Source organism: Haloprofundus marisrubri (genome assembly GCF_001469955.1).
Lineage (GTDB): Archaea > Halobacteriota > Halobacteria > Halobacteriales > Haloferacaceae > Haloprofundus > Haloprofundus marisrubri.
Genome location: NZ_LOPU01000029.1, coordinates 1 through 16,652 on the forward strand (window position 1 = coordinate 1; position 16,652 = coordinate 16,652).

The window sequence follows — 16,652 nt, forward strand, 5'->3', positions numbered from 1 at the left end:
GTGAGCAAACGCGAAGCGTTTGCGAACTACGTCGGGGAAGTGAGGCCGAAGGCCGAACGGACCCGACGGGATTTGAACCCGCGACATCTTGGTCCGGAACCAAGCACTCTGTCCACTGAGCTACGGGCCCTCACCCAGACGTACACAACAACTGGCTATAACGGTTGTGACCTCTCTCGGCACCGGTGGCGGGTCAAAGAAACTGTCGAAGAGTAGAAAATCGAAGACCGAAGAAATCCGAGTAACTGTGGCCGGCTACGGTGCAGTGCCCGTCTCGATGGAGAAGTCCGCACGCGGGTAGGCGACACAGGTGAGCGTGTAGCCGTCGTCGAGTTCGCCGTCGTCGAGCATCTGCTGGTCGTCGTGGACGACATAGTCCTCGGAGTTACCGCCCGACGTAATCTGCCCGGCACAGGAGACACACTGTCCCTGTCGGCAGGCGTACGGCAGGTCCCAGCCGTTGTCTTCGCCGGATTCGAGGACCGTCTTGTTGTTCGGAATCTCGATGGTTTCGCCTTCCTTGAGGTACTCCACCTCGAAGTACTCGACTTCGTCCTCGGGGATGTCGGCGGGGCTCGAACTCTCCTCTTCGGCCTCGCCTTCTTCGAGTTCTCCTTCCTCGCCCGTCGCGCCGCCGACGGCGACAGCACCGCCGCCGCCGATGGAGCGGTTCATCGGTTCGGGGAAGTCCGTCTCGGGGACCGTCGACGCGCGCTGCTCGAGCACCTCTTGGGAGATGTCGGCGGTGGCCGTCCACCCCGTCCCCTTCGAGAAGTGCATCGCGACGGCGAGCGCCGTCAGCGCCGCGCCCAGTCCTACCGCCACTGGGTCGATGAGAGCCATATCGGCGGCTACGGAGTGTGGGTTTACAACAGTTGTGATTCCCCCGACGAATCGGCGGCCGATTATCGCATCCGCTACCCGGGCGCGGAGCGTCGACGGCCGACACTGAGCGTCGGCTACTCCAGTGGGATTCGTTCGAACTCCGCCTCGCCGCGCTCTTTCATACGTTCGAGCTGACTCCGAGCACCGACACTCTTCTCGCCGACTGTCGCACCGACCAGCGCACCGATGGCGGCCCCGGTGCTCGCAGCCTTCTTGCTCACGACGCCGCCGACGGCACCACCGACAGCGCCACCGATGGCCGCGTACCGGACGCGACTCAGCACTCGTTCGAGACGTGCGGATACGGGTTCCATGACACAGTGTACGGCGTCGCGCTGCATAACGCTGTTTTCAGATTCGGCGACCAGACCTTACGGTCTCGTCGTCGACGAAACGGTGACGTGGAGTCGTCGTTCACGTGCGAGTCGGCGTGCGTCGACGGCTCGCCCGAGCAGTTCGTTCGCGACGACCGGTGCGGCACCGATGAGTCCTGCCCCGACCGCCAACGCGTACCAACTCAGTGCTCCGCGCGGCGTCGCCGCCATCAGGTACAGCGCGACGATGGCCGCTAAGAGCGTTACCGCGAGCAGTATCACCCCCGACCCGAACAGGATACCCCCGTTTCGAATCCACCTCTCAGCCCCTCGACCCTCGAATTTCATCGTTCGTTCCTCTGTACCCACCGATACGCTCGGCGAGGAAATAGCCTCGCGCCTGCGGTCGGCAGGTCGTAGCTGACTTCTTTCGGTCTCAATCGCGGGCGACCGCTTCTCGTCTCAGTCTCGGACGACTTCGTGGCGGCCGAAGCCGTAGCGGAGGCGATTCGCCAACCGCCGCGAGAACCGGCCTTCGTTTCGGCTGTCGAAACGCTCGGCGAGCGCCTGGTAGATGAGCGGCACCGGGACTTCCTGTTCGAGCGCCTCCTGCACCGTCCACGTGCCGGTCGACCCGCCGGCGACGTGGTCGGCGACGTCGCCGAGGCCCGAACCCTCCTCGGCGAACGCTTCCTCACAGAGTTCGAGCAGCCACGACCGAATCACCGCGCCGTTGTTCCACGTCCGCGAGACGGCTTCGAGGTCCAGGTCGTACCGGCCGTCCGCGAGGAGTTCGAAGCCCTCGCCGTACGCCTGCATCAGCGCGTACTCGACGCCGTTGTGGACCATCTTCACGTAGTGGCCGGACCCCGACTCGCCCATCCGGTCGTGTCCGTCGGGACCGGTGGCGACAGCGTCGAAGACGGGCGTCAGTTCGTCGTACGCCCACTGCGGACCGCCGATCATGAGCGAGAAGCCGAGTTCCGCGCCCGCAGGACCGCCGCTGGTCCCACAGTCGAGGTACGCCGCCGGGCAGGCTTTCGCGCGTTCGACGGAGCGCTCGAAGTGGGAGTTACCGCCGTCGACCACCACGTCGTCGCCGTCGAGAAACTCGTCGAGGTCTGCGAGTGTCGCGTCCACAGCCTCTCCAGCGGGCACCATCAGCCAGATGCGTTTCTCGTCGCCGAGTGTCTCGACGAGGTCCTCGATGCTCGCAGCGGGGTCCGCGCCGGCCTCGGTCGCCGTTTCGACTGCCCGTTCGCTGAGGTCGAACGCGACCACATCGTGGCCCGCGGCGACGACTCGTTCGACGACAATCTGTCCCATCCGGCCCAGTCCGATGACGCCCAGTTGCATGGTCGGAGGTGTACCGGGGGGAAGGTAAGCGGTTGTGGTTCGTCGGAGCGCTCACTTCGGTTCTGTGACCGTCACCGAACCGTCGCCGGACTCTGACTCTCGTCGCCGCCACACGACCGTCGCTGGACTTACGCCCTCTCCTCCCGTACAACGCTCGATATGACACTCACTGACATCCTCGACGCGACTGTCGCCACCGCCGCGCCGACGACGCCCGTCGGCGACGTAACCGCCGCGATGCGAAAAAACTCGCTCGAACTCGTCGCCGTTCTCGACGAACAGCGGCCGCTCGGCCTCCTGACGCCTGCAGACATCGGCCGGGCGTACGTCGCCGACGAGAGCCTCGACGAGAAGACCGCGAGCGAAGTGCTCTCGGCGGACCTCGTCACCGTCCGCGAGTCCGAGGACCTCTCGGCACTGGTGGCGCACCTCGCGGACGCGAACGCCCGCCGCGCCGCCGTCGTCGACGACGCGGGTGACTTCGTCGGCGTCGTCCGCCTCGAAGACGCCCTCGTCCAGTACGGCGAGGACCTCACACGGATTCTGTCGATGTTCGACGGCTGACGGCGTGACGGGGCCGCAGATTTCGGGGTGACTTGGCCCGCGTACGCCGCCGGAACCACCCCGTTTTTCGGGGAGTCACTCCTCAACTCGCGCATGGACGAACGCGTACGCGAGCACGCCGAGGTGCTCGTCGACTGGAGCGCACGCATCGAAACCGGCGACGACGTCGTTGTCAGCGTCGCCGAAGACGCCCACGACCTCGCCGTCGCCGTCGCCGAGAAACTCGGTGAACGCGGGGCGAACGTCGTCACGCTGTACGACTCCGCGGAAGTCTCGCGCGCCTACCTGAAGGCCCACGACGGCGAGTTCGGCGACGACCCGGCGCACGAACTCGCGCTTCTGGAACATGCCGACGCCTACCTCCGTCTCGGTGGCGGCCGAAACACGACCGCCAGCGCCGACGTTCCCGGCGAGACCCAGCGCGCGTTCGCCCGCGCCCGAGAAGGAACCCGCGAGGCCCGCATGGACACCGACTGGGTCTCCACCGTCCACCCGACGCGCTCGCTCGCCCAGCAGGCCGGGATGTCGTACGAAGAGTACCAGCAGTTCGTCTACGACGCTGTCCTCCGTGATTGGGAGTCGCTCGCCGACGAGATGGCGCAGATGAAAGACGTGCTCGACGCCGGCAGCGAGGTCCGACTCCTAAAGGAGGACACCGACCTGACCATGTCCATCGAGAACCGAACCGCGGTGAACTCCGCCGCCTCCGTCGCCTACGACTCACACAACCTCCCCTCCGGCGAGGTGTTCACCGCGCCCTACGCCACCGAAGGCGAGGTGTTCTTCGACGTACCGATGACCATCCAGAGCAACCGCGTCACCGACGTCCATCTCACGTTCGAGGACGGCGAAGTCGTCGACTTCAGCGCCGGGCAGAACGAGGCGGTGCTCGGAGACATCCTCGACACCGACGAAGGTGCGCGTCGCCTCGGCGAACTCGGCATCGGGATGAATCGCGGCATCGACCGCTTCACCGACAGCATCCTCTTCGACGAGAAGATGGGCGACACGGTCCACCTCGCGGTCGGCCGCGCGTACGACTCCTGTCTGCCCGAGGGCGAGTCGGGCAACCAGTCGGCGGTCCACGTCGACATGATAACCGACATGAGCGAGGACTCGAAGATGCTCGTCGACGGCGAACTCGTCCAGCGCAACGGGACGTTCCGATGGGAAGACGGCTTCGAGGGGTAGGCGCTCTGCGGTTTTTGGTGCAGATTTTTGCCGAGCGAGTGCAGCGAGCGAGGGAAAAAGGTGCAACGGGACGTTCCGGTGGGAAGACGGCTTCGAGGAATAAACCTTAGTAGAAGTCGTTTGGCTGTGGTTTTGTTCCGAACAGTGACGAATCGGTGACGAGACGCTCGCGGTTGTCGCCCTCGCCACCGGATGCGTGCCGGCGTTCCCACCCCGGTCCAGTCTCGCTTATCGCTTTTTCTCGTTGGAATCGTCGTCGACGCTGATGCTTAGTGGCTCGTCGTTCCCGTCCGTCTGCTCGCCGCCGCCGAGCAGTCTCGACCGCAGGTCGTCGGTGAAGGACTGCACCTGGTCGCGGACCGTCTTGACCTCCTCTTCGAACTTCTCGACGGTTCGTTCGACGTGGTACACCCGCGTCGCGGGAATCCGACGGACGATGTCGCGCCCTTCGTCGTCCTCGCCGACTTTCACCAACCAGTGGTCTTGGAAGTACGCGACGTGCTCGTTTTTGACGTTTTTCTCTATCGTCTCGCCGTCTGGGTCTTCGTACACTATCGTCGCCTCGCCGAGTTCTTTGTCGACCATAGGAGACAGTCGTCGCCCAGATACGAAGTAGTGTGGGCCACCGCCGTTCGTTTCGTCCATCCGGACACTTATCTTACATGGAGTGAATAGAATGACATGAAAGACGAGTTCTCGCGCCGCCGACTGCTCGCGGCGGGCGGACTTTCGATTCTCGGCGGGGTTGGCTACGCCGCCCACCGACGCCAGTTCGTTCTCGACGACGTGGCGGCGGCCGCTCCACCCGTGGGAAACGTCGTCACCGCGAGCGATGCCCACTGGAACGCCGCGGTGACCGATTTCCGCGAGGCAGTCTCCGAGTTCCGGCGGACGCGTGAGCAGACGAACATCTTGCCGTCTCTCGACGACTCTCTCGTCGCCACCGGCGAGTTTGACGGAACGGTGGAACACGCTCGAACGCGCCTGAACCGCTGGGAAGGCGTCGAGGAACTGCGAGCGATGACGATACGCGCCAGTCTGAAGGCGGCGTATCTCGACGCCGCGACGGGACGCCTGTCGCCGGCGGAGGCCCGGTCACGATACGACTCGTTCGACTCGCCGTCAGCGGACGTCGTGCGTTACGACCACGGTCCGTTCGAGGCGTGTCTCGTGCAGGCGGCGACTGCGGAATTTCGCCTCGCCGACGCACGAAGACGGTACGGTCTCGCTGAATCGTCGGTCGACGAGGTCGGGTCCGAGGAGACTGCCTACGCGATGAGCCACTTAGCGGCCACTCGTCTGTTCACCAACGACGCCGACAGACTCGTCGTCGCGTTACCGAAGCGGCCGAACCACCGAGAACGACTCGTCACCGCGTACGAGGCGCTCGCGCCGACGACGGAGCGTAATCTGGAGCGCCTCCGTATCGAGGGGATGGAGCTATCGTTCTTGCTGGGGACTATGTGGGCCGGGACTGCCCGTGAGAACGCTGAACGTGACTACAACGGAGGTCAGGTGGCCAGCGCCGTTCTACATCTCCTCCGTGCGCGCCTCGTCACGCCCGCTATCGACGAACTCAACGCCGCCGCGAGCGAAATCAACGTGCCCTTCTCGCCACGTATCGAGACGGAGAGTCACCGTGCGACGGCGGAGTTCGAGACTGCGCTCTCGAATGCGGACTCGCCAGTGTCTCGGTTGCTCCTCGAACCCGCACGAGGTGTACTCGCCAACGCGATACAGCACGCCGAACAGTCCTCCGAGTATCTGTACCGCGAACGCGTTCGTCGACATATTTACTTCGAGTTCCGCTTTGCCCGTGCGCTCGCCACCAACGTCTCTCCGGTGATGCAGACGTTCAGAGACGCGACCGACGGTCCGTCCTAACTACTCCTGCTTCGGTTCGTGGACGTGGCCGCACTCGGGACACTCCACCTCTTCGGCGCGGAGTTCCGCACTCGACTGTCGGACCTCGCGCATGACGCTCGAAATCCGCTCTTCGGCGTCGAGTTCCTCGGCGACGGCCAAGTCGACGCCTTCGACTTCGAGGAGGAACTTGGCGATTTCCGTCACCTCGTACATCGTTTCATCGAGTTCCTCGGCGGTGAAGAAGCCGCTCATCGCGCCGTAGAGGAACGTCGCGCCCGATTTCTTCACCTTCCCTTCGAAGGACGAACGCGCTTGATTGACCGCCTGCGGGGTGTACGTATCGGTCATGAAGGGAACCAAGCGGGGAAGGTTCTTGCCGATTTTAGTCATCTCGACGCCCGTCTCGGTCCGGAAGTCCGCACAGAGACGCGCGATAGCCCACTCGCGGGCGGTGATGTACGTCCGGTCCCGGAGGAAGCCGTTGACCCGGTCGTACTGCGCGCCGTCCATCTTCTTGAAGCGGGCGTACTTCTGAACGTCGTCGGGAACGGAGTCGGCCTCGTCGTCGGAGACGGAGTCGGTCTCAGCGTCGGTTTCCGTTTCGCTTTCGGCGTCCGAACCCTCTCCGTTCGTCGCTTCGGCGGGGGTCGTCTGCGCTGTCGTCTCGTCCGCCTCGGAGTCCGTCACGGGGTCGTCGACACCGACCGTCTCGTCACGTTCGCCGTTTGTCGTCTCTCGCTCCGGCGACTCCGAGGGCGTCGCGGGGTCGTCTGCCATACCCGCCCTTGTGAACCGGGTACAAAAGGGTTGTCGGCGTCGGCCGAGCGTCGCCGGGGTGCGTCTTCCGGGGTGTCCGACTGCTGTCTCGGCGGCAACTGTTTTGACACCCGCCTGCGACAGATTCGCACATGAAGGTGTTACTGGGAATCGGTGGGAGCGAGGATTCGTATCACGCGCTGGAACGGACGGTCGAACGAGCGGCCGTCGCCGACGACGAACTCACGGTTGCCATCGTCGAGAACCCGAACTCCGACGCGACCCCCGAAGAGATAGAGACGCGAGTCCGAAACCAACTCGAAGCGGCCAACGTCGACGCCGACGTCCGACACGTCGAAGGTGACCCCGGAAGCAGTCTCGTCGACCTCGCCGAAAGCGGCGGGTTCGACCAACTCGTCCTCGGCGGCGGCCAGCGCAGTCCGATGGGCAAGATAAGCATCGGGAGCATCGCCGAGTTCGTGCTGCTGAACTCCCACAAGACGGTGAAACTAGTGCGATGAAGCGAGAGCGACTCTACCCCGACGACCCGGCCGGCCCGTTCGATGCACCGACCGTCGAGTTCGAAGACCGCGAAGAGCGCACCATCGAAATTCGCGTTTACGACCCCGACGGCGACGAGTACGAGCGACTCGTCGAGATGTACACCGAGTTCGACCCCGCCGACCGCGCGCAGGGTATCCCGCCGGGCCGCGAGGAGCGCATTCGGTCGTGGCTCGACACGATTCTCGACTCGGAGTGTCTGAACGTCGTCGCTTGGCACGGCGACGAGGCGGCGGGCCACGCGACGCTCGTCCCCGACGAGGACGCCTACGAACTCGCCATCTTCGTGCTGCAGAAGTACCAGCGCGCCGGTATCGGCACGCACCTCATCGAGGCGTTGCTCGGACACGGACAGGCGAGCGACGTGGAGAAAGTGTGGCTCACCGTCGAGCGATGGAACCGCGCGGCCGTCGCGCTCTACAAGAAAATCGGCTTCGAGACCAGCAACGCCGAGAGCTTCGAGTTGGAGATGGCGCTTCGGTTGAACTGACTGGGCCGCTTTCTGCGCGGGGTCTCACTTCTGTCGACCACCCTCTCGCTTCACCTCGAACGCGTTCTTCCGAGATGCGTACCACTAAGCACGGTACCGTATAGCACTCTCTGTATGGCTCACGAAGACGTTCGACTGGAACATCAGACGTGGACAGACGTAGAATCGGCGCTCGAAGACGGCACTCGGACAGCGATAATCGCCGTCGGGTCCGTCGAACAGCACGGCCCGCATCTCCCGCTCATCATGGACACGCTCGCGGGTGACGAACTCTCCGGACGAATCGCCGAGCAGTTGGGTGATGCGTTCGCCGCGCCGTCGATTCGACCTGGCTGTTCGGGTCATCACATGGACTTTCCGGGGACGATTACGATTCCGCCGGAGACGCTGATGGAACTGATTCGGTCGTACTGCCGGTCGCTGGACGCCCACGGCTTCGAGCATCTGGTGCTCGTCCCGACCCACGGCGGCAATTTCGCCCCGGTCAACACTGTCGCCCCCGAAATCGCCCGCGAACTCGACGCGAACGTTATCGCACTCGCAGAACTCGGCACGCTGATGGAGTTGATGAACGAGGGGATGCGCGAAGCGGGCGTCGAGTACGAAGAACCCGTGATTCACGCGGGTGCGGCCGAGACAGCGATGGTGATGGCCGCCGCCGAAGAACTCGTCCGAACCGACCGACTCGAACTCGGCCGTGAAGGCGATATCTCGGTTTCACGGCTGCTCAGCGAGGGATTCAAAGCGATAACCGAAAACGGCGTCCTCGGCGACCCGCGGGAGGCGACGCCCGAGGCGGGCGAGGCGATTTTCTCGGCGATAACCGACGCGTACGTCGACCGAATCGAAGCCGAACGCGACGCGGTCTAAGGGTACTAAACCGACAACACGGGCTGACTCGCGTACAACAACACGTACTCGGCGGCCTTTTCGAGCACCTCGCCGGGGTCACCCGAGACGGGTTCGCGCGGGACGACGATGAAGTCGGCGTCGACTTCCTCGGCGGTGTCGAGAACCACGCTGCCGGGGTGGCGGGTCTTCACGTTCACCGAGAAGCCGTAGGCGTTCGACGTCGTCACTTCGACGTCGTGTTCTGCGGCCATCTCGGCGACGTTGTCAGTGAACGCCTCCGTTTCGGCGGCGACTTCGTCTTCGTCGACGGCGTCGCTCTCGATGGCGCGAACTACCTCCTCGCCGAGCACGTAGACGGCGTGGACGGTGGCGTCGTACCGTTCGGCGATGCCGATGGCGTACTCGATGGCGACTGTCGACTCGTCGCTCCCGTCGACCGGGACCAACACGATGTCGAGGTCCAAAGGCGTCGTCATACCCCTCTCTCTGCGGGCCTCCCTCAAAAACGCTCCCCCCTCGCGCCGCTTCGTGTCGTCGTGTCCGTAGACGAGGACCCTCCGAACGCGGTGTCGACTACGCAACGTCGATGCGGGGGTCGTCCCGCCGTCGCGTCCGGTCGGCTTCGCCCATCGCGCGTGGTTTTAAGCCGCACCCGGGCGAACGCGGCGATATGTTCGACACCATCGTCATTGCGACAGACGGGTCCGAGAGCGTTCGCCGCGCGGTGGCCGTCGCACTCGACCTCGCGGAGACGTTCGACGCCGAGGTACACGCGCTCTACGTCGTCGACAGCGGCGAGGTCGACTCGTCGCCCGAGCGCCTCCGAGATGAGATGCGCGACGCGCTCCACGAACGCGGCGAGGAGGCGCTCGAAACGGTCCGTTCGGAGGCCGGACGCGACGTAACCACCGCCGTCCGTGAGGGCCGCCCGGCGGCCGTCATCGGCGACTACGCCCGCGAACACGACGCCGACGTGGTTGCAACCGGGACGCGCGGCCGCCACGGCGAGAACCGCTTTCTCATCGGTAGCGTCGCCGAACGCGTCGTCCGAACCAGTCCAGTTCCCGTGCTGACGGTCCGACAACTCGACCGCTCCGAGAGCGTCTAACTGACGCCTCGAACTCCCTGTCGACGGATTTCTCTCGTTTCCCTCTCGCTCTCATCTCGAATTTTTGCGCTTTTCTACTCGGGGGCATCGACGAGCAGTTCGACCACGTCGGCCGCGGATTCACCGCGTTCTATCGCCGCGAGCAGTTGCCACCGGGTGACGACGCCGGCGAGTCGGTCTGTGTCGTCGACGACTGCGACGAAGCGCTCGTCGTCGTCGAACGCCCGTTCGAGACACGATTCGACCGATATCGTCGCACCGACGACCAGCGGTCTCTCCGGCGTGAGGTCGCCCACCGTTTCGGGTGCCAACGGGTCCGTCTCGTCACGGCACAACTCGCGCGGACTGTACACGCCGAGCGGTCGCTCGCCGTCGAGTACGACGACGCAACTGCTCGGGTCGAGTCCGTCTGTCAGCGCGGCCAACGGTGTCCGCTGCGACACACCGTAGACGGGCAATCCCAACCTCGGTTCGCCCGACTCTCCGCCGGGTCGACTCCCTTGCACACTCCCTGACATCACCTCTCGTTTCGGGATGTCAGAGGTTAGTTACTAGCTGACTACTGCTTGTGTCAATGGGGCCTTTACGCGCTACTTCGGGGCGTCACGTAGTGTGACTCTCTCGGACGACCGCCCGACTGCGCAGAGAATTGTTCGCTTCGCTGACGCTCGGCGAATCTGCGTCGGACGCTTCCCGCCCGACGCGATTTGGCTCACTGCGTTCGCCAAATCACCGAGAATCTCCGATTCTCTGGGTTCGGCTCGCACACTCGCCGAATCACCGCCGTTTTCACCCCACCACACTTCACACCCGTATGGACGACGACCTCATCGACTCCGGACTGTTGCCTCTCTCGCGGAAATCGCTGCTTCCCGGGACAGGTTTCTTCTACCCAGACTCGCTCGACGAGGACCGCGCCGACGAACGCGTTCAGGAAGCTGTCGACGGCGCGGAAGCCGTCGTCGTCGCCGACCTCGACGCCGACGGCCTCGGCTGTGCGGCGCTCATCCGAGAGATGTACGACGCGGCGCTCGACCCCGAACCGTTCCTCGCCGACATCGAGAGTCGGATGAGCGACGACCCCGTCGAGGAAGAGACCGAAAGTGACGAAGACGACGAGGCCGACACGCCCGACTCCTCGGTAGCGCTCGTCGGCGCGAGTCCGCACAACGTCGAGGACGCCCTCGAACGCGTCGCCGAGTACGCCGACGACGGTGTCGAGGTGTACGTCTGCGACCTCTGCCCCGACAAGTACGAGTACGTCGAAGACGCACTGGAGTCGCTCGTCGCCCACGCCGACAGCGTCCGGTGGTTCGACCACCACCAGTGGAACGACGACGTCGCCGCGGCGGTCCGCGATGCGGGCGTTGACCTCGTGGTCGGCGACTCCGACGAGGAGTGTACGACCGACGTGGCGCTTCGCTCGCTCGACTACGAGTTCTCGGAGCACTTCGAGGAACTCGCCGAAGTGACCCGCGACCACGACCTCTGGATTCGTGAGGACGAACGCAGCGACGACCTCGCCGACTACGCCTACTGGGTGAAAAACGAGGAGTACGTCGCCGTCGTCGGCGCGTACGGCGCTGACCTCCCGGAAAAAGCACTTTCGTACGTCGAACACCGCCGCATCGAAAAGGAGAAACTCATCGACCTCGCCGTCTCGCGGGCGGAGTTCAAACGCGTCGGCGAGTGGACCGTCGGCGTCACCTACGGCCGCTGCTCGCAGAACGAAGTCGCCGAGACGCTCCGCGAACAGGGTGCCGACGCCGCGGTCATCGTCAAACCCGCCGGAAGCGCGAGCATCCGCGGGTCGGAGGGCTTCGAGCGCGCCCACGAAGTCGCCGCGTACGTCGACGGCGGCGGTCACCCGCGCGCCGCCGGTTGCAAACCCGAAATCTACGACGACATGCTCGACTACGCGAACCACTGGAGCACACAGGGTAGTGCGGCCAAGCGTGTCATCCTCGCCGCCTTCGAGCGCGTCGCCGAAGCCGCCGAAGATGACGAGAAAGACGCCGAGGACGAAGGCGTCGAAACCGAGCGGTAAGCTTTCTTTCCCCCTCTTTACGCGTCGACGAGCCAGCGGTCCGAGTACGACTGCCCGCACTCACACTGCGCGTAGGCGTGAATCACGTCTCCATCGGCGTAGAGGCCGCCGACTTCCTCGTTTTGCGCCTCAGCGAAGGCGAAGACGAACCTGACGCGGTGGGCGGACTCGTCTGCTTCTTCGTCGTTCGTGTTCGCTTCTTCCTCGTCGTTTTCGGCGGCCGGACACGCCCCACCGCTCAGGTCGTCGGCGATATCCCCTTCCGTGCCCATCGCGCTCTGGGCGAACTCCATCGCTTTCATTCCGGTTCCGGCGGCGAACAGCTGTCGACCCTTGTCGCCGGGTTCGACGAGGATGACGCCGCCGTCGACGGTCTCACCGTAGTTTGCTATCTTACCTTGTTCGTCGAGGTAGTCGTCGGTCAGAAACAGCGCTACGTCGTCGAGTCGCTCGCCTGCGAGAAACGCCTCACGGTCGCTCATGGGATTCTGTCGGCGTGCCAGCGGTAAAAAGCGCGTGACTGCGAGTCGGCAGTGCTACGCGGCCGGGTCGTCGGTGTGGTCGGTGTGGTCGGTGTGGTCAGTGTGGTCGGTGTGGTCGGTGTGGCCGGAACGCCCGTCGCTGCCGTGATTGCCACCGTTTTCGTCGTCGCGTCGCCCTCCGAGCACCCGCGCGACGAATTGGAACACCCGAGTCGCTACTGCCGCCTCCAGAAACAACAGTGCGAGCGCGAAACCGTCGAACGCCGGTCCGCTGCCGAGCCACGGAAGATAGAGATTCCGGGTCGCCGTCGCGCCCAACACCGCGAGATACCCCGGCAGCCAGACCGGATACAGCACGGCGTACAGCGGTTCCGGTAGCCAACCTTCCGAGACGGGAACCCAAACGGCGAGCAAGAACGCGAACACGACGCCCGTCGGGTGGTCACGCACCGTTTCGCGCAGAGCGGTCGGCGACAGTTCCATACGTTCTGATTGAATGACTGACAGTATAAATCCGCACGACAGTTCATCTCCTCCAAGTCGCGTCTGTCAGTCTCCGAGTCGCTACTCGTCCAACTGCCGCGCGATATCCGCCAGCGACGACTTCGGCTGACGGGTGACACTGTAGACGGCGCGCTTGCCCGGGACCCGGAGGCCGTACAGGTGACCGGGTTCGACTTCGTCGAGTTCGGCGCTCGTCCCCGGGTCTCGCCGGTTTTTCTCGGCCCACTCGACGAGACGGTTCTCGCCCTCGCCGGGCGTCCGCGCGAGGCGGCGGTTGTCGTACGCGCCGCGAATCAGGAGTCCCTGTGCGTCGCTGTCGACTTTCGCGTGTCGTTCGTCGTCGTCGAGGACCAGTCGGACGATGTCGCCCGCGTCGACGTCGACGTCGTCCGGGAGGCGGAGACAAGGACGCCGCGTGCCGCCGCTGCGTTCGAGTCGCGCGCGGTGCGTCGTCACCGAGGGGTTGTCGTGAGACACTCGGTCAGGCATGGTCGTCACTCCGGAGTCGGTGCGGAAAAACGGTCGGAATCAGGGTGCGATTACTCGTCGTCTTCGTCGCCGTCTTCCTCGTCACCGCCGAGTGCGTCGGCGACACTGCCGCCGTCGACGACTTTGGCGTTGATTTGGACGACTTCCTCGCTGATTTCGCGGCCGCGGACGCTGATGCGCTTGCGTTCGCCGTCGCGGGAGGGGTTGTAACCGACGCCGCCTTCGAGCAGCAGCGACTTGAGGTTCGGGCCGGCGACGTCTTTGCGCATCGGACGGCCGGCTTTGTCGGAGCCACCGGTGAGTTCGAGGGTGAAGCCGCTGAGACCGACGGCGTTGCCGTCGACCTCGTCACCGAGGTCTCGGCCGAGGAATCGGTTCGCGTCCTGTCCGTCTACGTCGAACTGGTGCGTCGAGCCGTCTTCGGGGTCGGCGACGACGACTTTGAAATCTGCCATACGGGGTACGAAACGGTCGCGGATAAAAAGAACGTCGAAAGGCGTCGCCGGATGCTCGCGGCCCCTTCCCGCCGTTGTCGGGTGTTTCGGGGTGTGAACGAGTCGCGCAGTTCCCGCACCGTCTTCACTCGGTTCTCGCTCGTGGTTCGCTCGGACTCAGTTCTGCGCTGCTCACTCGGGCAGTAGCAGTTCGGGGTCGTCGAGCGCGAACAGCACCCGCTGGTCGTTCGACAGCGGCCGAAGCGCCAGTTCCAAGCGCCCGGCGCTTCGGGCGGCGTTGGCCACGCCCGCGATGTCGGCGATATCGTAGTACAGCGGGACGAAGACGGCTTGCTTCTGCGCGGCGGCTTTCATCACGACGACGGCGAGGACGACGCCGTCCTCCTGCGTGCGAAGCACTTCCGACTCGTCGAACCTCGACGTTTCGACGACCGATTCGACGGCGGTGAACTCGTTACCCGGTAGGAGCACGTCGAGTCCGCTCCATCCGTCGTCGGCGGCGGTCTGGGTGGTGTCGCCCTGCCCGTCGTCGAACTCCTCGCCCGCGTCGATGCCGATGTCGACGCCCGTCAACGGGAGTACGTCGCCGGGATGCAGTTCCGTCGTCTCCCAGCCTTCCTCTCGATACGCTTCGGCGGTCGCCTCCATGTCGTCGACGACGGCTTCCCACGCCGTCTCCTTGCCCGCGAGCGGATGGTCGTCCATACCTGCGCCGTACCGGAGCGAAGCCAAAAAACTTCGTTTCGGCGACGCCGTGACTCCGCTGTTGACGACAGACCTCACCCGACGAGTCTCCGACTCGGCGACTTGTTTTCATCAATTTATTAGGCACAACAATCATACCGCTGGTCGTGGCCGTTTCCTGTGCAATGTCGATTTTAGGGCAATCACAGAATCAGCGGTCACGGCAGTCCGACTCGATGGCCGAGACGGAGGAGTCCGGTGCCGACGTCGCGCTCATCGCGTCCGCGCTCGCCGTGGCGCTGTCGTGGTATCAGTTCTACGTCCGAGGCAACAAGACGCGCGGCATCTTCATCGGACTCTGGCCGCCGACGTTCCTCGCGTTCGCAAGCTACATGCGTCAGAAAGCGATGAGCGACCGACTCGACGACTCGGTCGTCGTCAACCCTGAGAGTCAGGGCCTCCTGAGCCGCGTTCTGGAGTAACGCTTTCTAACCGACCGATTCCGACCAGCGACCGCTGTCGACTGACACGAACTCCCGGAGTACGGCCGGAAAACTCCGGTTGCGGCTTTTCTTGAGAGCTACGTTCTGACGTTCGCACCGTCAGCGTCGCCGAAAACTCCGGAAATCGCCCCCGTCTCACCCGCCGGGTCGTAGACGACGTCTCCGCGACGTAGCGTCACGTCCGGGAACACGCCCGCAAAGTCCTCGAACGGCGTCCACTCGCAGTTGCCGTGGAGGTCGTCGCCGCGAATCGCCCTCGACTTCCCGGTGTCGACGAGCACCAAATCGGCGTCTCTCCCTGCGTCGACCCGTCCCTTCTGCGGCAGGTCGAAGATGCACGCGGGGTTCGCAGCGGTGAGGTCGCGGACGCGTTCGTACGTTAGTCGACCTTCACGGGCCTCGTTAAGCAGAAGCGGAAGCATCGTCTCGACGCCCGGCACGCCGCTTGGTGCGTTCCAGAGGTCGGTCTCCTTCTCCTCGCGGGTGTGCGGCGCGTGGTCGGTTGCGACGATGTCGACGGTGCCGTCGGCGACGCGTTCATAGATGGCTTCCCGGCGCTCCTCGCTTCTGAGTGGCGGGTTCATCCGCCCGTACGTCCCCAGTTCGTCGAGGTTCTCGCGCGACAGGAGGAGGTGGTGCGGCGTCACCTCGCAGGTCGCACCCGCCTCGCTCGCGGCGTCGACGCCTTCGGGCGTGCTCGTGTGTGCGATGTGAATCGACGCGGCTGACTCCGCGCCTACCTCCAGTGCGCGTTCGACTGCGGCGGCCTCTGCCCCGGCGGTCCGGAACGCGCTCCACAGGCCGGCGTCGGCGTCGCGGCCGTCCCCTCCTGCATCCCGGTCTCTCGCACTTTCGTCGAACAACTCGGCGTCTTCGGCGTGGACGCTCACGGTCACACCGGCGTCGGCGGCGCGGGCGACGGCGTCCGAAAAGAGGTCGGCGTCGATACCCATGTCGCCGGTCGAGTCGGCGAGAAACACCTCGCCGAGGGCGAACAGCGGCCGTTCGAACAGCGAGTCGGGGTCCCACGACTCCGTGACGCCGCCGCTGATACCGTAGTCGACGAGCGATTTCTTTGCCAGTTCGACCTTCTCGTCGAACGCGTCGCCGTCGACTGTCGGCGGACTCGTGTTCGGTTGGTCGACGACGGTGGTGACGCCGCCGGCGGCGGCGCTCTTCGACCCCGTCTCCCACGTCTCCTTGTGCGAGTAGCCGGGTTCGCGGAAGTGGACGTGGGCGTCGATTGCACCGGGCAGAAGGAGGCGGCCGTCGGCGTCGAGTTCGCGTTCGTCGCCGTCTGCGGAGAGAGAACCGGCAGGTTCGACTGCGGCGATGGACTCGCCGTCGATACGGACGTCGACGTCGCGGCCGTCTGCGAGGCGTGCGTGTGTGATGAGCATCGTCTGAGTCGTCCGACTGTCGGCGGGCGGGATGGTAAACCGTGACGGTCCCGTCTTCCTGTTCGCTGCCTTCCCGTCGAGCGACCGACGACACTCGCCCGTTTCAGCACGTGCAATATTTCACGGCGTGCCTAGATGATTCTGG

General features: G+C 64.8%; 23 protein-coding genes and 1 tRNA gene. 9 read left to right on the plus strand and 15 right to left on the minus strand.

All coding sequences use genetic code 11. The annotated features are described in order from the left end of the window. Positions 1-57: 57 nt before the first annotated feature. From AUR64_RS10455 to AUR64_RS10475, 5 genes are all read right to left on the minus strand, one after another. Positions 58-130 (minus strand) — tRNA-Arg (locus AUR64_RS10455). Positions 131-255: 125 nt separating this feature from the next. Next, positions 256-843: a 2Fe-2S iron-sulfur cluster-binding protein gene (locus AUR64_RS10460; protein ID WP_058581905.1), complete on the minus strand. Its 588-nt coding sequence runs from the start codon at positions 841-843 to the stop codon at positions 256-258. A 116-nt stretch (positions 844-959) separates the two neighbouring features. Then, positions 960-1,199 (minus strand): glycine zipper 2TM domain-containing protein, encoded by a 240-nt coding sequence (locus AUR64_RS10465; RefSeq protein ID WP_058581906.1) that lies wholly within the window; start codon positions 1,197-1,199, stop codon positions 960-962. Between the two features lie 57 nt (positions 1,200-1,256). Further along, positions 1,257-1,547 (minus strand): hypothetical protein, encoded by a 291-nt coding sequence (locus tag AUR64_RS10470; protein WP_155120574.1) that lies wholly within the window; start codon positions 1,545-1,547, stop codon positions 1,257-1,259. A 114-nt stretch (positions 1,548-1,661) separates the two neighbouring features. Next, complete coding sequence (locus tag AUR64_RS10475) at positions 1,662-2,555, minus strand: decarboxylating 6-phosphogluconate dehydrogenase (protein WP_058581908.1); 894 nt, start codon at positions 2,553-2,555, stop codon at positions 1,662-1,664. Between the two features lie 159 nt (positions 2,556-2,714). On the opposite strand from AUR64_RS10475, the gene AUR64_RS10480 reads away from it, so the two are divergent. Together AUR64_RS10480 and AUR64_RS10485 are read left to right on the plus strand one after the other, a co-directional pair. Then, positions 2,715-3,119, plus strand: a complete 405-nt coding sequence (locus tag AUR64_RS10480; protein ID WP_058581909.1) for a CBS domain-containing protein — start codon at positions 2,715-2,717, stop codon at positions 3,117-3,119. Positions 3,120-3,212: 93 nt separating this feature from the next. Then, positions 3,213-4,310 (plus strand): aminopeptidase, encoded by a 1,098-nt coding sequence (locus tag AUR64_RS10485; RefSeq protein ID WP_058581910.1) that lies wholly within the window; start codon positions 3,213-3,215, stop codon positions 4,308-4,310. A gap of 228 nt (positions 4,311-4,538) precedes the next feature. On the opposite strand, the gene AUR64_RS10490 is transcribed toward AUR64_RS10485, so the two are convergent. After that, positions 4,539-4,895, minus strand: a complete 357-nt coding sequence (locus AUR64_RS10490) for a hypothetical protein (protein WP_058581911.1) — start codon at positions 4,893-4,895, stop codon at positions 4,539-4,541. Positions 4,896-4,991: 96 nt separating this feature from the next. Here AUR64_RS10490 and AUR64_RS10495 point away from each other — a divergent pair, with 96 nt between their 5' ends. Beyond that, a complete protein-coding gene (locus AUR64_RS10495; RefSeq protein ID WP_058581912.1) occupies positions 4,992-6,194 on the plus strand; it encodes a hypothetical protein in 1,203 nt (400 codons plus the stop codon). Here AUR64_RS10495 and AUR64_RS10500 read toward each other — a convergent pair whose 3' ends face one another. Beyond that, a complete protein-coding gene (locus AUR64_RS10500; RefSeq protein ID WP_058581913.1) occupies positions 6,195-6,953 on the minus strand; it encodes a DUF5806 family protein in 759 nt (252 codons plus the stop codon). A 131-nt stretch (positions 6,954-7,084) separates the two neighbouring features. Between AUR64_RS10500 and AUR64_RS10505 the strand changes: the two genes are divergently transcribed. The 3 genes from AUR64_RS10505 to AUR64_RS10515 all read left to right on the plus strand — a co-directional run bounded on the left by AUR64_RS10505 (position 7,085) and on the right by AUR64_RS10515 (position 8,853). Further along, a complete protein-coding gene (locus AUR64_RS10505; protein ID WP_058581914.1) occupies positions 7,085-7,453 on the plus strand; it encodes a universal stress protein in 369 nt (122 codons plus the stop codon). Then, positions 7,450-7,983, plus strand: a complete 534-nt coding sequence (locus tag AUR64_RS10510; protein WP_058581915.1) for a GNAT family N-acetyltransferase — start codon at positions 7,450-7,452, stop codon at positions 7,981-7,983. The genes AUR64_RS10505 and AUR64_RS10510 overlap by 4 nt, the downstream gene beginning before the upstream one ends. Before the next feature lie 114 nt (positions 7,984-8,097). Beyond that, positions 8,098-8,853 carry a creatininase family protein gene (locus AUR64_RS10515; protein ID WP_058581916.1) on the plus strand — a complete coding sequence of 252 codons (756 nt, stop codon included), beginning with the start codon at positions 8,098-8,100 and terminating at the stop codon, positions 8,851-8,853. Positions 8,854-8,858: 5 nt separating this feature from the next. Here the strand turns inward: AUR64_RS10515 and AUR64_RS10520 are convergent, their stop codons facing one another. Further along, positions 8,859-9,311, minus strand: coding sequence for a universal stress protein (locus tag AUR64_RS10520; RefSeq protein WP_058581917.1), 453 nt, complete (start codon positions 9,309-9,311; stop codon positions 8,859-8,861). Between the two features lie 194 nt (positions 9,312-9,505). Between AUR64_RS10520 and AUR64_RS10525 the strand changes: the two genes are divergently transcribed. Then, positions 9,506-9,943 (plus strand): universal stress protein, encoded by a 438-nt coding sequence (locus AUR64_RS10525; RefSeq protein ID WP_058581918.1) that lies wholly within the window; start codon positions 9,506-9,508, stop codon positions 9,941-9,943. A 74-nt stretch (positions 9,944-10,017) separates the two neighbouring features. Here the strand turns inward: AUR64_RS10525 and AUR64_RS10530 are convergent, their stop codons facing one another. Next, the gene (locus AUR64_RS10530; protein WP_082230713.1) at positions 10,018-10,461 is read right to left on the minus strand and encodes a CBS domain-containing protein; all 444 of its coding nucleotides are present in this window, start codon (positions 10,459-10,461) and stop codon (positions 10,018-10,020) included. 296 nt (positions 10,462-10,757) lie between these two features. On the opposite strand from AUR64_RS10530, the gene AUR64_RS10535 reads away from it, so the two are divergent. Continuing rightward, on the plus strand, positions 10,758-11,990 hold the full coding sequence (locus AUR64_RS10535; RefSeq protein WP_058581920.1) for a DHH family phosphoesterase: 1,233 nt from the start codon (positions 10,758-10,760) through the stop codon (positions 11,988-11,990). A 17-nt stretch (positions 11,991-12,007) separates the two neighbouring features. Here AUR64_RS10535 and AUR64_RS10540 read toward each other — a convergent pair whose 3' ends face one another. The 5 genes from AUR64_RS10540 to AUR64_RS10560 all read right to left on the minus strand — a co-directional run bounded on the left by AUR64_RS10540 (position 12,008) and on the right by AUR64_RS10560 (position 14,625). Next, positions 12,008-12,472 (minus strand): DUF5807 family protein, encoded by a 465-nt coding sequence (locus AUR64_RS10540; RefSeq protein ID WP_058581921.1) that lies wholly within the window; start codon positions 12,470-12,472, stop codon positions 12,008-12,010. Positions 12,473-12,526: 54 nt separating this feature from the next. Next, complete coding sequence (locus AUR64_RS20740) at positions 12,527-12,955, minus strand: hypothetical protein (RefSeq protein WP_058581922.1); 429 nt, start codon at positions 12,953-12,955, stop codon at positions 12,527-12,529. Between the two features lie 81 nt (positions 12,956-13,036). Continuing rightward, positions 13,037-13,465, minus strand: coding sequence for a DUF7112 family protein (locus AUR64_RS10550; RefSeq protein WP_058581923.1), 429 nt, complete (start codon positions 13,463-13,465; stop codon positions 13,037-13,039). A 50-nt stretch (positions 13,466-13,515) separates the two neighbouring features. Next, on the minus strand, positions 13,516-13,920 hold the full coding sequence (locus AUR64_RS10555) for a 30S ribosomal protein S6e (protein ID WP_058581924.1): 405 nt from the start codon (positions 13,918-13,920) through the stop codon (positions 13,516-13,518). A gap of 171 nt (positions 13,921-14,091) precedes the next feature. Further along, the gene (locus AUR64_RS10560; protein WP_058581925.1) at positions 14,092-14,625 is read right to left on the minus strand and encodes a DUF7529 family protein; all 534 of its coding nucleotides are present in this window, start codon (positions 14,623-14,625) and stop codon (positions 14,092-14,094) included. Between the two features lie 164 nt (positions 14,626-14,789). On the opposite strand from AUR64_RS10560, the gene AUR64_RS10565 reads away from it, so the two are divergent. Further along, positions 14,790-15,086 carry a hypothetical protein gene (locus tag AUR64_RS10565; protein ID WP_240479601.1) on the plus strand — a complete coding sequence of 99 codons (297 nt, stop codon included), beginning with the start codon at positions 14,790-14,792 and terminating at the stop codon, positions 15,084-15,086. A 98-nt stretch (positions 15,087-15,184) separates the two neighbouring features. On the opposite strand, the gene AUR64_RS10570 is transcribed toward AUR64_RS10565, so the two are convergent. After that, positions 15,185-16,507: a dihydroorotase gene (locus AUR64_RS10570; RefSeq protein ID WP_058581927.1), complete on the minus strand. Its 1,323-nt coding sequence runs from the start codon at positions 16,505-16,507 to the stop codon at positions 15,185-15,187. Positions 16,508-16,652: the final 145 nt, after the last annotated feature.

What these genes read in the sequence shown, in the direction of transcription:
- AUR64_RS10515 (WP_058581916.1), top strand. Translation starts at nt 8,098, where the DNA reads ATGGCTCACGAAGACGTTCGACTGGAACATCAGACGTGGACAGACGTA.
- AUR64_RS10485 (WP_058581910.1), top strand. Translation starts at nt 3,213, where the DNA reads ATGGACGAACGCGTACGCGAGCACGCCGAGGTGCTCGTCGACTGGAGC.
- AUR64_RS10530 (WP_082230713.1), bottom strand. Translation starts at nt 10,461, where the DNA reads ATGTCAGGGAGTGTGCAAGGGAGTCGACCCGGCGGAGAGTCGGGCGAA.
- AUR64_RS20740 (WP_058581922.1), bottom strand. Translation starts at nt 12,955, where the DNA reads ATGGAACTGTCGCCGACCGCTCTGCGCGAAACGGTGCGTGACCACCCG.
- AUR64_RS10570 (WP_058581927.1), bottom strand. Translation starts at nt 16,507, where the DNA reads ATGCTCATCACACACGCACGCCTCGCAGACGGCCGCGACGTCGACGTC.
- AUR64_RS10460 (WP_058581905.1), bottom strand. Translation starts at nt 843, where the DNA reads ATGGCTCTCATCGACCCAGTGGCGGTAGGACTGGGCGCGGCGCTGACG.
- AUR64_RS10560 (WP_058581925.1), bottom strand. Translation starts at nt 14,625, where the DNA reads ATGGACGACCATCCGCTCGCGGGCAAGGAGACGGCGTGGGAAGCCGTC.
- AUR64_RS10470 (WP_155120574.1), bottom strand. Translation starts at nt 1,547, where the DNA reads ATGAAATTCGAGGGTCGAGGGGCTGAGAGGTGGATTCGAAACGGGGGT.
- AUR64_RS10475 (WP_058581908.1), bottom strand. Translation starts at nt 2,555, where the DNA reads ATGCAACTGGGCGTCATCGGACTGGGCCGGATGGGACAGATTGTCGTC.
- AUR64_RS10465 (WP_058581906.1), bottom strand. Translation starts at nt 1,199, where the DNA reads ATGGAACCCGTATCCGCACGTCTCGAACGAGTGCTGAGTCGCGTCCGG.
- AUR64_RS10540 (WP_058581921.1), bottom strand. Translation starts at nt 12,472, where the DNA reads ATGAGCGACCGTGAGGCGTTTCTCGCAGGCGAGCGACTCGACGACGTA.
- AUR64_RS10525 (WP_058581918.1), top strand. Translation starts at nt 9,506, where the DNA reads ATGTTCGACACCATCGTCATTGCGACAGACGGGTCCGAGAGCGTTCGC.
- AUR64_RS10480 (WP_058581909.1), top strand. Translation starts at nt 2,715, where the DNA reads ATGACACTCACTGACATCCTCGACGCGACTGTCGCCACCGCCGCGCCG.
- AUR64_RS10490 (WP_058581911.1), bottom strand. Translation starts at nt 4,895, where the DNA reads ATGGTCGACAAAGAACTCGGCGAGGCGACGATAGTGTACGAAGACCCA.
- AUR64_RS10535 (WP_058581920.1), top strand. Translation starts at nt 10,758, where the DNA reads ATGGACGACGACCTCATCGACTCCGGACTGTTGCCTCTCTCGCGGAAA.
- AUR64_RS10505 (WP_058581914.1), top strand. Translation starts at nt 7,085, where the DNA reads ATGAAGGTGTTACTGGGAATCGGTGGGAGCGAGGATTCGTATCACGCG.
- AUR64_RS10520 (WP_058581917.1), bottom strand. Translation starts at nt 9,311, where the DNA reads ATGACGACGCCTTTGGACCTCGACATCGTGTTGGTCCCGGTCGACGGG.
- AUR64_RS10495 (WP_058581912.1), top strand. Translation starts at nt 4,992, where the DNA reads ATGAAAGACGAGTTCTCGCGCCGCCGACTGCTCGCGGCGGGCGGACTT.
- AUR64_RS10555 (WP_058581924.1), bottom strand. Translation starts at nt 13,920, where the DNA reads ATGGCAGATTTCAAAGTCGTCGTCGCCGACCCCGAAGACGGCTCGACG.
- AUR64_RS10510 (WP_058581915.1), top strand. Translation starts at nt 7,450, where the DNA reads ATGAAGCGAGAGCGACTCTACCCCGACGACCCGGCCGGCCCGTTCGAT.
- AUR64_RS10500 (WP_058581913.1), bottom strand. Translation starts at nt 6,953, where the DNA reads ATGGCAGACGACCCCGCGACGCCCTCGGAGTCGCCGGAGCGAGAGACG.
- AUR64_RS10565 (WP_240479601.1), top strand. Translation starts at nt 14,790, where the DNA reads ATGTCGATTTTAGGGCAATCACAGAATCAGCGGTCACGGCAGTCCGAC.
- AUR64_RS10550 (WP_058581923.1), bottom strand. Translation starts at nt 13,465, where the DNA reads ATGCCTGACCGAGTGTCTCACGACAACCCCTCGGTGACGACGCACCGC.